We start from the raw sequence: 12,224 nt of genomic DNA on the forward strand, positions 1-12,224 counted from the left end.
ATGAACGCCGCCGCATGAACGCCGTCCGAGAGGTCGCCATGTCCCCGTCCGGGTCCGTCGCCACGCAGCTGGTCGCGCTGACCGCCGGCGCCCTGCTGGTCACCTCGGTGCTGCTGGTCTGGCGGCGCGACCTGTCGGCACAGGTGCGCCTGCTGATGCTGCAGGGCGTCGCGCTGGCGGCGCTCGCGACCACCATCGGCCTGTCCGGCGGCCCCGGCACCTCCCGTGCGGAGCTGCTGCTGGTGGCCGTGCTGGTGCTGGCGCTGCGCGGCTGGCTGCTGCCGTGGGTGCTCGGCCGCCGGCTGCGAGCGGGGATCGAGGCGGGTGACGCGGCCCGGGAGGACGGCCCGCGCCTCAACCCGACGGCCGGTCTGGTGCTGGTCGCGCTGCTCACCACGGTCGCGTACCTGGTCAGCCGGCCGATCTCGGAGGGTGTCGCGGAGCACGCCGGTGCGCCGAGCCCCGCGGGCACCGCCGGCCCGGCGGCCTTCGCGGTGCCGGTCGGCATCGCGATGGTGCTGATCGGCTTCCTGCTGCTGGTCGGCCGGCGCCGGGCGATGTCGCAGCTGGTCGGCTTCCTGGTGCTGGACAACGGGATCGCGACCGTCGCGTTCCTGACGGCGGCAGGCGTGCCGTTCGCGGTGGAGCTCGGCATCTCGTCCGACGTGCTGCTGGTGGTGCTGATCCTGGCGGTGCTGTCCCGACGGATCCACGCCCAGGTCGGGTCCACCACGCTCGACTCGATGACGGAGCTGAGGGACTGATGGGCCTGCTCCTGCTGCTGCCGCCGGTGGCGGCCCTCCTCGCGGGCCTCGCGGCGGCCGCGCCGCGACCGGCCGTGCCGAGCGCCGCTGGCCCGAGAGCCGCAGGCCCGCGCTCCGGCGTCCCCGCCCTCGCCGGGCTGGCGTCGGCGACCACCCGCCTCTCGGGCGTCCTGGTCAGCGCGATCCTGCTCGCGACCGGCGTCGCGCTGCTGGTGCACCGCGGTGCCGTCCCGACCCTCGGCGGCGACCTGCTGCGCGCCGACGCGCTGTCCGCCCTGATGCTCACGGTGGTGGGCGCCGTCGGCCTGACCGCGACGTGGGCGGGACTGGAACCGCGGACGTCACCCGCCACGTCGGCACCGACCGGAGCCACCCGCAGCGAGCGTCGCTACGCCGCCCTGGTGTGCGTGTTCCTCGGTGCGATGGCGATCGCGGTCACCACGGACAACCTCGGGGTGCTGTGGGTGGCCGTCGAGGCGACCACCATCGCCACCGCCTTCCTGGTGGGCCACCGCGGTGGCGCCCGCTCGCTCGAGGCGGCGTGGAAGTACGTGGTGCTCGGGTCGGTCGGCATCGCGATCGCCCTGCTCGGCACCGTGCTGCTGTACGCCGCGAGCCGCAGCGCCGGCGAGCCGACCCTGTCCTGGACCCGGCTGGTCAGCGGTGAGCTGCCGCTGGACCCCGCGCTGGTGAAGGTGGCCGCCGGGCTGGCGGTGCTGGGGTTCGCGACGAAGGCCGGGCTCGCGCCGATGCACTCCTGGCTGCCGGACGCCCACAGCCAGGCGCCGGCGCCGGTGTCGGGCCTGATGTCCGGCGTGCTGCTGGCCGTCGCGTTCTACGCGATCCTGCGCGTGCGCGCCGTCGCCGCCGTGGTGATCGGGCCCGGGCTGGTCCGGGGGCTGCTGCTGGCGGCAGGTCTTGGTTCCCTCGCCGTCGCCGGCGCGCTGATCCTGCGGCAGCGGGACCACAAGCGGATGCTCGCCTACTCGAGCATCGAGCACATGGGAGTCCTCGCGGTCGGGGCCGCCGTCGGCGGTCCGGTGGCGCTGGCTGCGGTGCTGCTGCACCTGATCGGGCACGGGCTGGCCAAGGCGAGCCTGTTCGTGGTGGCGGGGCGGGTGCTCGCCTCGGAGGGCACGACGACGATCGCGGAGGTGCGCGGTCTGCTGAGCCGCCGTGCCGACCTGGCGGTTCCGCTGGTCGTCGGGATGGCGGCGCTGCTCGGCTTCCCGCCGTTCGCGCTGTTCTTCTCCGAGGTGGCGATCGTGCTGGCCGGCTGGCGGGCGGGGCTCGGCTGGGCGATGGCCCTGGTCGTGGCGCTGCTGCTGGTGGTGGTCGCGGGCCTGGTCCGCGCGACCGCGGCGATGACCCTCGGCCGGGCCGAGCAGGCGCCCGCGGTTCACGACGAGCCACAGGCGCACGGCGCCGACCGCGGCCCCGTGCTGCCGCTCGTCCTGGCACTGGGCACCACGGCGGTCATCGGGTTCGTCGCGTCGCCGGTCGGTGACGTGCTGACGCGGGCGGCCGCCGTGCTGGGGCTGTCATGACCGCGCCTCGTCCGACGAGCCCGGTGGGGTCGTCCTCCCCCTTCGTGACCCGCGCGGAGCTGCCCGAGCAGGTCGAGGCCCACCTCGCCGCCGGCCACCGCATCGCGCTGATCGCCGCGCACGACGACGGACCCACCGGCTTCCGAGTGGTCTACGCGTTCGCCGACCCGGCCACCGACCGGCGCACCGAGCTGACCGTCGCCGTGCCGCGGGACGACGCGTGGGTCCCGTCCCTGTCCACGGTCTCGTTCCCCGCCGGCCGGTTCGAGCGGGCCGTCCGCGACGGGTTCGGCATCGAGCCCCGCGACCACGTGCGTCCGCGGCGCCTGACCCGGCACGCCCACTGGCCCGCCGGCTGGTACCCGATGCGCCGGGACGCCGCTGCAGACCCGACGTTCGGGCCGGACGAGAGCGGCTTCGCGTTCGTGCCGGTCGAGGGCCAGGGCGTCTACGAGATCCCGGTGGGGCCGGTGCACGCCGGGATGATCGAGCCGGGCCACTTCAGGTTCTCGGTGGTCGGGGAGACCATCGTCCGGATGAAGGCGCGCCTGTGGTTCGTCCACCGGGGCCTGGAGAAGCACCTGCAGGGGCGGACGCCGCAGCAGGCGCTCCCGCTGACCGAGCGGATCAGCGGTGACACCGCCGTCGGGCACGCGCTGACGTTCGCGATGGCCGTGGAGGACGCGCTCGGCATCGGGGTCGGCGAGCAGGACCGGTTGGTGCGCGCGCTGCTGCTCGAGCTCGAGCGGCTGCACTGCCACGTCGCCGACCTCGGCGCGATGGCCAACGACGTCGGCCTCGGCATCCTGCAGACGCACACGCTGCGGCTGCGCGAGCAGCTGCTGCGGTCGAACGCCCTGGTCACCGGGCACCGGCTGCTGCGCGGCGGCCTCGGCATCGGCTCGGCGCGACTGCACGCCCTGCCGGACGTCGACCTGGTCCGTTCCGTGGCCACCGAGGTGGCCGAGCTGGTCCGGATCGCCCTGGGCACCGCGGTGCTGGTGGACCGCTTCACCGGCACGGCCGTGCTGCACCGCCAGCAGGCTGCCGAGATGGGCGTGCTCGGCTACGTCGCACGGGCCAGCGGGCTGGACGTCGACGCGCGTCGCGACCACCCGTTCGTCGACCTCGGCCCGTCGTTCCGGGTCTGCACCGCCGAGACCGGCGACGCCATGGCCCGGTTCACGGTGCGCGCCGACGAGGTGGCGGTCAGCGCCGCGCTGATCGCCGACCTGGTCGAGAGGCTCGGGGGGAACCTCGGCACCGGTGCGCCGGCTGCGGAGGAGGAAGCGCGCGGTGCGGACGGAGGCGGTGCGGACGACGGCGACGACGGCACCACGACCCCCGTTGCCCATGGCCTCGCGCTCGTCGAGGCCTGGCGCGGCACCGCCTGCCACCGCGTCGAGCTGGACGGCGCCGGCCGGCTGACCAGGGCCGCGATCGTCGACCCGTCGTTCTTCACCTGGCCCGCGCTGCCGGTCGCGCTGGCGGACACGATCGTCCCGGACTTCCCCCTGGCCAACAAGAGCTTCAACCAGTCCTACGCCGGCAACGACCTGTAGCGGCCGGGTGACCCGAGGGCCGCCCGGCCGCAGGGCCTCAGGCCTCCGTCGTCCCGTGCGTGACGGCCGGTGCGTGCACCACGACCACCGGGCAGTGCGCGTGCGTCACGACGTGCTGGCTCACGGAGCCGAGCAGCAGGCCCGTGAAGCCGCCGTGCCCGCGGCTGCCGACCACGACGAGCGCTGCGTCGCGGGCGGCGTCCAGCAGCACGCGTGCGGCGTGCCCCTGCTCGACCCGCTGCCGCACGTGCACCGCGTCGTCACCCTTGACCACCTCGTTGACGGCGTTCTCGAGGGCGAGCGTCGCGTTGCCCGCCCACTCGAAGCTGCCGAGGGCGGCGACCGTGTAGTTCACCGGGTAGTCCCAGGACATCACCGCCTCGACCGGCTGCCCCGTGAGCCGGCTCTGGGCCACCGCCCACTGCAGTGCGGCCTTGGAGGAGGCGGACCCGTCGACGCCGACGACGATCCGCCCGGACGATTCCTTCTGATCGGCACTGGAGATGCTCACGACCTGTCCTCCCGCCTGTGGCGATCGGTGAGTCGGTCGAGCGGCCGGCTCGCACCCGGCACCTGCGCCGGAGCGCACCTCCAGCCTAGTGAGCGGGCGCACCCGTGGCGTGGGCGGGGCCGCACCTCACGCACTGGTGCGCTCGACCGCCTCCAGCACCATCGCGTCCAGCCGGCCGTGCCGGGCCACCGACTCGCGCTGCGCGCGCGCACCGGTCCCCTGCTCCACCACCCGGTGGATCGACTCGCGCACCACGTCGAGGTCCCCGTTGGCGTGCAGCGCCGCCTCGACGTGGCCCACCAGCCCAGCCAGCACCTCGGCAGCCGGTCGCAGCCGGTGGGTGCGCGGGTCCACCAGGTCGCCGTCCGTGCCGGACCGGCTGGACCGCCAGGACGCCAGCCGCAGCAGCGCCGCAGGTTCGCCCGACGCCGGCGCACCGGCGCGCCACTCACCCGCGGCGGTGTCGACCAGCGCCCGGCACAGCGCTGCGACCAGCACGGCGTCGGCCACGTCCAGGCACACGTCCGCCACCCGCACCTCGACCGTCGGGTAGCGCCGGGACAGGCGGGCGTCGAAGTAGACCATCCCCTCGTCGAGCAGGGTGCCGGTGCCGATCATGTCGTCCACCAGCCGGCGGTACGCCGCGGCGGAGCCGAACACCTCCGTCGGGCCGGTCGCGGGCCAGCGGCTCCAGGACTGGGTCCGGTAGCTGGCGTACCCGGTGTCGATGCCGTTCCAGAACGGTGAGTTGGTCGCCACGGCCGCGACCGCCGGCAGCCAGGGCCGGATGCGGTCCAGCACCGCGACGCCCTCGTCGGGCGAGGTGACGGCGACGTGCACGTGGCACCCGCAGGTCAGCTGCTCGTCGCAGGCGAGCGCCAGCGCGCGGCTGATCGCCTGGTACCGCGGCGACGGGCTGATGCGCGGCCGCGCCGGCAGCGGGGAGGTCGCGAGCGCCGCGACCCGGGCGCCGACCCGACGTGCCGCGGCGTCGGCGGTGCGGCGGAGCCGGCGCAGGTCGTCGGAGAGGGCCGCGAGCGCCGTCCGAGGTGGCGTCGCGACCTCGATCATCTGCTGCTGCAGCTCCATGGTGAGCTCGCTGCGCCGTGGGCAGGCCGGCGCAGCGCCTGTCTGCGAGTCGTCCCCGGGCTGGTCGGACCAGGCCGGCACGTCGTCCACCCCGGCCAGCACCTGAGGCGCCACCGGGACGGCGCAGCCCGACTGCGGGTCGACGAGCAGGAACTCCTCCTCGACGCCGAACGTGCGCACGGACACGCCCCTGCGATCCACGCCGACCACCTTCGCGACTGCCGCGCCGAGCCCGTCGGCGGACGCATCGATCGTCGACCGGCGCCGGTGAGCGGCGCAAGCCCCCAGCCAGGGGATCAGCAGCGAGACCAGCGGCTTCGCCGCGTACGAACCCGTCAGACCGCGCCGTCCGACGCGGTGGACGCGGCCGCCGCCGCCTGACCGTCCCAGCTCTCCTCGCTGGTCGCGCTGAGGTCGTCGAGGAACCGGATCACCGTCTCGCGCTCCTGCGGGCTGAGCGCCGCGGCGACCCGGAACCGCCGCGCGTGCTCCCGGCCCACCGTCTCCTCCGCGGCCTTGCGCGTCTCGGGGGTGACGACCACGGCGATCGCACGCCGGTCGGTGGGGTGCGCGGTGCGGTGGATGTGGCCGCCCGCCTCCAACCGGTCGAGCAGCTTGGTGGTCGACGCGCTCGAGATCCCGAGGTGCGCCGCGATGTCCCGCGCCGTCACGTGGTGCCCCTGCCCCGTCCGCACGATGACGAACCGCAGTGCCTTCATGTCCGTCTCGCCGAGCTGCATGTAGCGGCGGGAGGCGGCACTGGCCCGCTGCTCGGCGGTGCGCCAGCGGAACAGGGCGTCCATGACGCGCACGATCTGCGCCAGCTCCGCCTCGTCCATGCCGGCGGTCTGCACCAGACGTCCGGATCGGTCGACGACGCGTGGGTCGTGGAACCCCTGGGCGATCTCCGGGGCCTCGTCCGCTCGTGGGCCCGGCCGCGGCGCCGGTGGCACGCCGGGCTGCGCGGCCGGCGGCGCGTCGGTCGGCTCGGGGAGCGGTTCATCGGGCATGGGCGAAACAGTAGCGGAATGGAAGTATCTCGCCTACCTTACTTCTCACCTGGCTAGCGAAATGGGAGAGCGATGGACGAGGTCGTGCTGCTGTCCGAGGACGGCACCCCGATCGGCACGGCGCCGAAGGCGCAGGTGCACAGCGGCGACACGCCCCTGCACCTGGCCTTCTCCTGCTACGTGTACGACGTCTCCGGGCGGCTGCTCGTCTCCCGGCGGGCGCTGACCAAGCGGACGTGGCCCGGGGTGTGGACCAACTCGTTCTGCGGCCACCCGCAGCCGGGTGAGCAGCTCGAGGACGCCGTCCGCCGGCACGGACGGCTCGAGCTCGGCGTGGAGCTCGAGGGGCTCCACGCCGAGCTCCCCGACTTCCGGTACCTGGCCGTGGACGCCTCCGGCGTCGTCGAGAACGAGGTGTGCCCCGTCTTCTCGGCCGTCACGTCGTCCCTCGTCGTGCCGCACCCGGACGAGGTGATGGAGGCGGTGTGGGTCGACCCCGCCCGCCTGTCCACCGCCGTCCACCTGACGCCCTGGGCCTTCAGCCCGTGGCTGGCCCTGCAGATCGACCAGCTGCACGACTTCACCAAGGGGAACCCGGCATGACCCACGACCTCGCGGACTCCGCCCCGCTCGTCGAGCCCGTCACGCGCCCCGCCGCCCCGCTGGTGCTGCCCAACCTCGCGGCTGCGATGGCCGAGGTGGAGCGGCGCCTGGACCTGGTGCTCGACGAGGCGCTGCGTCGCTCCGCCGTGCACGGGCCGCACTACGAGCAGCTGTGGCGCGCGGTGCGCACCATGACGCAGGGCGGCAAGCGGCTACGGCCCCGCCTGCTGCTCGCGACGTTCCTGCACCTGGGCGGCACCCGGCTCGAGCCGGCGGTCGAGCTCGCCGTCGCGGTGGAGCTGCTGCACACGGCCCTGCTGGTGCACGACGACGTGATCGACGGCGACGTGCAGCGGCGTGGCGTGCTCAACGTGGTCGGTGCGTTCGAGCAGGCCGCTCGTGCCGAGGGCCTGCCCGAGCACCCCGCCCGCCGCTGGGGTGAGCAGGCGGCGCTGCTCGCCGGCGACCTGCTGCTGACGTCGGCCCTGCGGATCACCGCCCGCCTCGAGCTCGACCACGCCCGTCGCACGGCCCTGGTCGAGCTGGTGGACGAGAGCGTGTACCGCGCCGCCGCCGGCGAGCTGGCCGACGTGACCTACGCCGCCGGGCTGGCCACCCCGGAGCCCTCGGACATCCGCCGGCTGATGGCCGACAAGACCGCCCACTACTCCCTCGAGCTGCCGCTGCGCGCCGCCGCGCTGCTGGCCGGCGCCCCGGAGTGGCTCGGCGACCGCCTCGGCGCGATCGGCCACCGGCTGGGCCTGGTGTTCCAGATGCGCGACGACCTGCTGGGAGTGTTCGGCAGCGCGGCGGAGACCGGCAAGAGCTGCTCGAACGACCTGCGCGAGGGCAAGCAGACCCTGCTCGTGGCGTACGCGCGCGGCACGGCGGAGTGGTCGGCGACAGCGCACCTGTTCGGTCGGGAGGACCTGGACGAGGCCGGCGCGGACGTGCTGCGCGGGGCCCTCGAGGCGTCCGGGGCGAGGGCCCGGCTGGAGCGGGAGATCGGTGAGGAGCGTGACGCGGCTCTGACGCTGATCGGCGGCGCGGACCTGCCCGAGGCGCTGGCCCGGCTGCTCGCCGCCGAGGCGGAGCGCGCGGCGGAGCGACGAGCATGAGCCGCCAGACGGGCCTGGCCCTGTACGACGGCACCGCGCGGGTGGCCGCGGCACCGGTGATCCGCCGGTACTCGACGTCGTTCCGGCTGGCGACCAGCCTGTTCCCCCGCCGGTGCCGGGCGGCGATCGCCTCGATCTACGCGCTGGTGCGGATCGCCGACGAGATCGTGGACGGCACCGCCGCGGAGGCGGGGCTCGACCGGACGGCGCGGGCGGCGGTGCTGGACGAGCTGGAGCGGGAGACGGAGCGCGCGGTAGCGACGGGGTTCAGCGCGAACCTGGTGGTGCACGCCTTCGCCGCGGTGGCGCGCGAGGCCGCCATCGAACCCGCGCTGACCAGGGCGTTCTTCGCCTCGATGCGCCGCGACCTGGACGACGTCGCGTTCGACGAGGCGGAGTACCGGACGTACGTGCACGGGTCGGCCGAGGTGGTGGGGCTGATGTGCCTGCGGGTGTTCCTGGCCGGGACGCCGGTGGCGGCGGAGACCGCGGCGCGGCTCGACGAGGGTGCCGCACGGCTGGGCGCCGCCTTCCAGAAGGTCAACTTCCTCCGGGACGTCGCGCACGACCGCGGCTACCTGGGCCGGTCGTACCTGCCGGGGGTGTCGGCGTCGGGCATGACGGACGAGCAGAAGGCGGGGGTGGTCGACGACATCCGGTCCGACCTGCGGGCCGCCCGCGCCGTGGTCCGGCACCTGCCGGGCGACTGCCGCCGTCCGGTGCTGGTGGCCACCGCCCTGTTCGCCGAGCTGCTGCGTCGCCTCGAGCGGACGCCGGCCTCGCGCCTGGCGAGCACCCGGGTGTCGGTCCCGGCGCCCGTGAAGCTCGCGCTGGTCCTGCGCTGGACCCTCGCGCCGTCGCTGGACGCCGGGGCGCTGTCATGAGCCGCCTGCTGGACACCGTGGTGATCGGCGGTGGCGTGTCGGGCCTCGCCACCGCCGCGCTGCTCGCGGCCGACGGCCACGAGGTGACGCTGCTCGAGGCGATGCCGCAGCTCGGTGGCCGTGCCGGCTCGTGGGAGTCCGGCGGCTTCCGGTTCGACACCGGGCCGTCGTGGTACCTGATGCCGGAGGTGTTCGACCACTTCTACCGGCTGATGGGCACCTCCGCCGACGAGCAGCTGACCCTGCGCCGTCTCGACCCCGGGTACCGGGCGTACTTCGAGGGCGACCTCGAACCGTTCGACCTGCCGGCCGGCGGCCCCGCGGCACGTGCGGCGCTGAAGGCGCTCGACCCTGGGTCGGCGGACCGGCTCGACGCCTACCTCGACTCGGCCGGGGAGACGTACCACCTGGCGCTGGAGAAGTTTCTCTACAGCTCGTTCGACTCGGTGGGCCCGTTCTTGGACCCGGCCCTGCTGTCCCGGCTCCCCCGGCTGGCGGGGCTGCTCACGCGGTCGCTGGACGCCGAGATCCGCCGGCACAGCACCGACTCCCGGATCCGCCGGCTGCTGGGCTACCCCGCGGTGTTCCTCGGCGGCTCGCCGATGCGCGTGCCGAGCATGTACCACCTGATGAGCCACCTCGACGTGAACGACGACGTGCGGTACCCCGACGGCGGCTTCGCCCAGGTGATCCGGACGATCGCCGACCTGGCGGCCGGCGCCGGTGCGCGCCTGGTCACGCGCGCGACGGTGACCCGAATCCTGGTGAAGGACGGTGCCGTGCGCGGCGTCCTCTACCGGGACGCGCTCGGCGTTGAGCACCGGGTCCAGGCCGAGCTGGTCGTCTCCGGTGCCGACCTGCACCACACCGAGACGGCACTGCTCGACGAGCCGTACCGGGACCACGACGAGCGCTGGTGGCGCCGCCGCGACCCCGGACCCGGTGCCGTGCTGGCGATGCTGGGCGTCCGCGGGCGGCTGCCCCAGCTGGCGCACCACACCCTGCTGCTGGCGGACGACTGGGACGGCGGGTTCGCCGCGCTGACCCGCGGTCGTGGGCTCCCGTCCACGCCGTCGATCTACATCGGCAAGCCGAGCGCCACCGACCCGACGGTCGCGCCTGCGGACCACGAGAACCTGTTCGTGCTGGTGCCCGTGCCGGCCGAGCCGGGGATCGGGCACGGCGGCGTCGAGGGAGGCGGCGACGGGCCGGTGGAGGCGTTCGTCGACCGGACCATCGGGCAGATCGCGCGCTGGACGGGGGCCGACGACCTGGCGGACCGGGTGGTGGTGCGGCGCACCGTCGCCCCCGGCGACTTCGCCACCGACCTGCGGTCCTGGTCCGGCAGCGCGCTCGGCCCGGCGCACACGCTGCGGCAGAGCGCCTTCCTGCGGGCGCCCAACGCCTCTCGGCGCGTGCGCGGCCTGCTCTACGCCGGCGGTAGCACCATCCCGGGCATCGGCGTGCCGATGTGCCTGATCAGCGCCGAGCTGGTGGCCAAGCGGGTGCGCGGCGACCGGAGCGCGGCGCCGCTGCCCGTGCCGGTGCGGGTGCCGGCATGAGGTTCACCTACCTGGGGGCGCTGCTCTTCTCCGCCGGGGGGCTGGTGCTGGTGGACCGCCGGTGGCGGCTGCTGCTGTGGGACGACGCGCGGCGGGCGGTGACCGTGCTGGTCAGCGGGGTCGTGGTGCTGCTGGGGGCCGACCTCGTCGGGATCGCCAACGGGCTCTTCTTCCAGGCGCCGACCCGCGTGATGACGGGGGTGCTGCTGGCGCCGGAGCTGCCGGTGGAGGAGCCGGTGTTCCTCGGGTTCCTCTGCTACCTGACGATGCTGCTGGTCCGCGGTGCGGAGCGGGTGCTGGCGCACGGGCCGTCGTCCGACGCTCGGCCGGCGGCCCTGCCCCAGGCGGGGGCCCCACGATGACGTACCCACAGCTGGCCGTCGGCCTGATCGTCCTCGCGCTCGTCGTCCGGGGCGTGGCGCAGGTGCTCGCCCGACGACGGGGTCACCGGCTCCCGCTCGCACCCACCGTCGCCGCCGCGGTGGCGGTGGTCGCCCTGACCGCCGTCTTCGACAACGTCATGCTGGCCGCCGGCGTCGACGACTACTCGCGCGCGCACGCGTCGGGCCTGACGCTCGGTCGCGCACCGATCGAGGACTTCTCCTACCCGCTCGCCGCCGCCGTGCTGCTGCCGGCCGTGTGGGAGCTGACCCGCAGGGGGCACCGTGCTGACCACCCGTAGACCGCTGCTGCCGCCCCTGCTGGCACGGCTGCTCGCCGCCTCCCGCCCGTTGAGCTGGGTCAACACCGCCTACCCGTTCGGGGCGGCCTACCTGCTGGCCGGTGGCCACGTCGACGCCGCCTGGGTGATCGGCACGCTGTTCTTCCTGGTCCCCTACAACCTGGCGATGTACGGGATCAACGACGTGTTCGACTACGCGTCCGACGCGGCGAACCCGCGCAAGGGCGGTGTCGAGGGGGCGCTGCTCGAGCCCGGGGTGCACCGCGCGACGCTGGTGGCGGCCGTGGTGACGTGCGTGCCGTTCGTCGTCGCGCTGGTGCTGCTGGGCGGCCCGGCGTCGTGGGCGGTGCTGGCCGTGTCGCTGTTCGCGGTGGCCGCGTACTCGGTGCCGGGGCTCCGGTTCAAGGAGCGGCCGGTGCTGGACTCCCTGACGTCGAGCACCCACTTCACCAGCCCGGCGGTGTACGGGCTGGTGCTGGCGGGCGGGGCGTGGAGCCGTCCGGCGGTGGTGGCCCTCGCAGCCTTCTTCCTGTGGGGCGTCGCAGCGCAGGCGTTCGGCGCGGTGCAGGACGTGGTGCCGGACCGGGAGGCCAGCATCGGCTCGGTGGCCACGGCCCTCGGCGCCGCCCGCACGGTCCGGCTGTCGCTGACGTTGTGGGCGGCGGCCGGGGTGCTGCTGCTGCTCGAGCCCTTCCCCGGCGTCCTGGCGGCTCCGCTGGTGATCCCGTACCTCGCGCTGGCGTGGCCGTTCCGATCGGTGACCGACGCGGACTCGGCGCAGGCCAACCGCGGCTGGCGTCGGTTCCTGCTGGTGAACTACCTGGTGGGGTTCGCCGTCACCATGATCCTGATCGCGATCGGGCTGCACCGATGACCCGCTCCCACACCTCCA

At 74.7% G+C, this 12,224-nt stretch carries 13 protein-coding genes; 10 read left to right on the top strand and 3 right to left on the bottom strand.

What is annotated here, in order from left to right:
- Positions 1–14: 14 nt before the first annotated feature.
- From N0B34_RS14525 to N0B34_RS14535, 3 genes are read left to right on the top strand one after another with little or no spacing between them, the layout of a single operon-like run.
- Complete coding sequence (locus N0B34_RS14525; protein WP_263732131.1) at positions 15–764, top strand: hypothetical protein; 750 nt, start codon at positions 15–17, stop codon at positions 762–764.
- Positions 764–2,311 (top strand): proton-conducting transporter membrane subunit, encoded by a 1,548-nt coding sequence (locus N0B34_RS14530; RefSeq protein WP_263732132.1) that lies wholly within the window; start codon positions 764–766, stop codon positions 2,309–2,311. Before N0B34_RS14525 ends, N0B34_RS14530 begins: the two co-directional genes overlap by 1 nt.
- Entirely contained in the window at positions 2,308–3,873 is a 1,566-nt protein-coding gene (locus tag N0B34_RS14535) for an NADH-quinone oxidoreductase subunit C (protein WP_263732133.1), read from the top strand. Before N0B34_RS14530 ends, N0B34_RS14535 begins: the two co-directional genes overlap by 4 nt.
- Before the next feature lie 37 nt (positions 3,874–3,910).
- Here the strand turns inward: N0B34_RS14535 and N0B34_RS14540 are convergent, their stop codons facing one another.
- From N0B34_RS14540 to N0B34_RS14550, 3 genes are all read right to left on the bottom strand, one after another.
- Positions 3,911–4,384 (bottom strand): universal stress protein, encoded by a 474-nt coding sequence (locus tag N0B34_RS14540; protein WP_263732134.1) that lies wholly within the window; start codon positions 4,382–4,384, stop codon positions 3,911–3,913.
- Positions 4,385–4,510: 126 nt separating this feature from the next.
- Entirely contained in the window at positions 4,511–5,674 is a 1,164-nt protein-coding gene (locus N0B34_RS14545; RefSeq protein WP_263732135.1) for a glutamate--cysteine ligase, read from the bottom strand.
- 134 nt (positions 5,675–5,808) lie between these two features.
- Positions 5,809–6,483, bottom strand: coding sequence for a MarR family winged helix-turn-helix transcriptional regulator (locus tag N0B34_RS14550; RefSeq protein ID WP_263732136.1), 675 nt, complete (start codon positions 6,481–6,483; stop codon positions 5,809–5,811).
- 72 nt (positions 6,484–6,555) lie between these two features.
- On the opposite strand from N0B34_RS14550, the gene idi reads away from it, so the two are divergent.
- The 7 genes from idi to N0B34_RS14585 are packed head-to-tail and all read left to right on the top strand — an operon-like array spanning position 6,556 to position 12,206.
- Entirely contained in the window at positions 6,556–7,086 is a 531-nt protein-coding gene (idi, locus tag N0B34_RS14555; RefSeq protein WP_263732137.1) for an isopentenyl-diphosphate Delta-isomerase, read from the top strand.
- The gene (locus N0B34_RS14560; protein ID WP_263732138.1) at positions 7,083–8,204 is read left to right on the top strand and encodes a polyprenyl synthetase family protein; all 1,122 of its coding nucleotides are present in this window, start codon (positions 7,083–7,085) and stop codon (positions 8,202–8,204) included. Before idi ends, N0B34_RS14560 begins: the two co-directional genes overlap by 4 nt.
- Positions 8,201–9,088, top strand: a complete 888-nt coding sequence (locus N0B34_RS14565) for a phytoene/squalene synthase family protein (protein WP_263732139.1) — start codon at positions 8,201–8,203, stop codon at positions 9,086–9,088. Before N0B34_RS14560 ends, N0B34_RS14565 begins: the two co-directional genes overlap by 4 nt.
- Complete coding sequence (crtI, locus tag N0B34_RS14570; protein WP_263732140.1) at positions 9,085–10,650, top strand: phytoene desaturase family protein; 1,566 nt, start codon at positions 9,085–9,087, stop codon at positions 10,648–10,650. The genes N0B34_RS14565 and crtI overlap by 4 nt, the downstream gene beginning before the upstream one ends.
- Positions 10,647–11,012 (top strand): lycopene cyclase domain-containing protein, encoded by a 366-nt coding sequence (locus N0B34_RS14575; protein WP_263732141.1) that lies wholly within the window; start codon positions 10,647–10,649, stop codon positions 11,010–11,012. Before crtI ends, N0B34_RS14575 begins: the two co-directional genes overlap by 4 nt.
- Positions 11,009–11,332 (top strand): lycopene cyclase domain-containing protein, encoded by a 324-nt coding sequence (locus tag N0B34_RS18070; RefSeq protein WP_318529994.1) that lies wholly within the window; start codon positions 11,009–11,011, stop codon positions 11,330–11,332. Before N0B34_RS14575 ends, N0B34_RS18070 begins: the two co-directional genes overlap by 4 nt.
- On the top strand, positions 11,316–12,206 hold the full coding sequence (locus N0B34_RS14585; protein ID WP_263732142.1) for a prenyltransferase: 891 nt from the start codon (positions 11,316–11,318) through the stop codon (positions 12,204–12,206). The genes N0B34_RS18070 and N0B34_RS14585 overlap by 17 nt, the downstream gene beginning before the upstream one ends.
- Positions 12,207–12,224: the final 18 nt, after the last annotated feature.

Origin of the sequence: Cellulomonas sp. SG140 (assembly GCF_025770785.1) — a bacterium.
Classification (GTDB): domain Bacteria; phylum Actinomycetota; class Actinomycetes; order Actinomycetales; family Cellulomonadaceae; genus Cellulomonas.

Bases quoted from the DNA above. Each gene is read 5' to 3' on its own strand.
- N0B34_RS14560 (WP_263732138.1), top strand. From the start codon at position 7,083: ATGACCCACGACCTCGCGGACTCCGCCCCGCTCGTCGAGCCCGTCACG.
- N0B34_RS14535 (WP_263732133.1), top strand. From the start codon at position 2,308: ATGACCGCGCCTCGTCCGACGAGCCCGGTGGGGTCGTCCTCCCCCTTC.
- N0B34_RS14550 (WP_263732136.1), bottom strand. From the start codon at position 6,483: ATGCCCGATGAACCGCTCCCCGAGCCGACCGACGCGCCGCCGGCCGCG.
- N0B34_RS14575 (WP_263732141.1), top strand. From the start codon at position 10,647: ATGAGGTTCACCTACCTGGGGGCGCTGCTCTTCTCCGCCGGGGGGCTG.
- N0B34_RS14565 (WP_263732139.1), top strand. From the start codon at position 8,201: ATGAGCCGCCAGACGGGCCTGGCCCTGTACGACGGCACCGCGCGGGTG.
- crtI (WP_263732140.1), top strand. From the start codon at position 9,085: ATGAGCCGCCTGCTGGACACCGTGGTGATCGGCGGTGGCGTGTCGGGC.
- N0B34_RS14525 (WP_263732131.1), top strand. From the start codon at position 15: ATGAACGCCGTCCGAGAGGTCGCCATGTCCCCGTCCGGGTCCGTCGCC.
- N0B34_RS14530 (WP_263732132.1), top strand. From the start codon at position 764: ATGGGCCTGCTCCTGCTGCTGCCGCCGGTGGCGGCCCTCCTCGCGGGC.
- idi (WP_263732137.1), top strand. From the start codon at position 6,556: ATGGACGAGGTCGTGCTGCTGTCCGAGGACGGCACCCCGATCGGCACG.
- N0B34_RS18070 (WP_318529994.1), top strand. From the start codon at position 11,009: ATGACGTACCCACAGCTGGCCGTCGGCCTGATCGTCCTCGCGCTCGTC.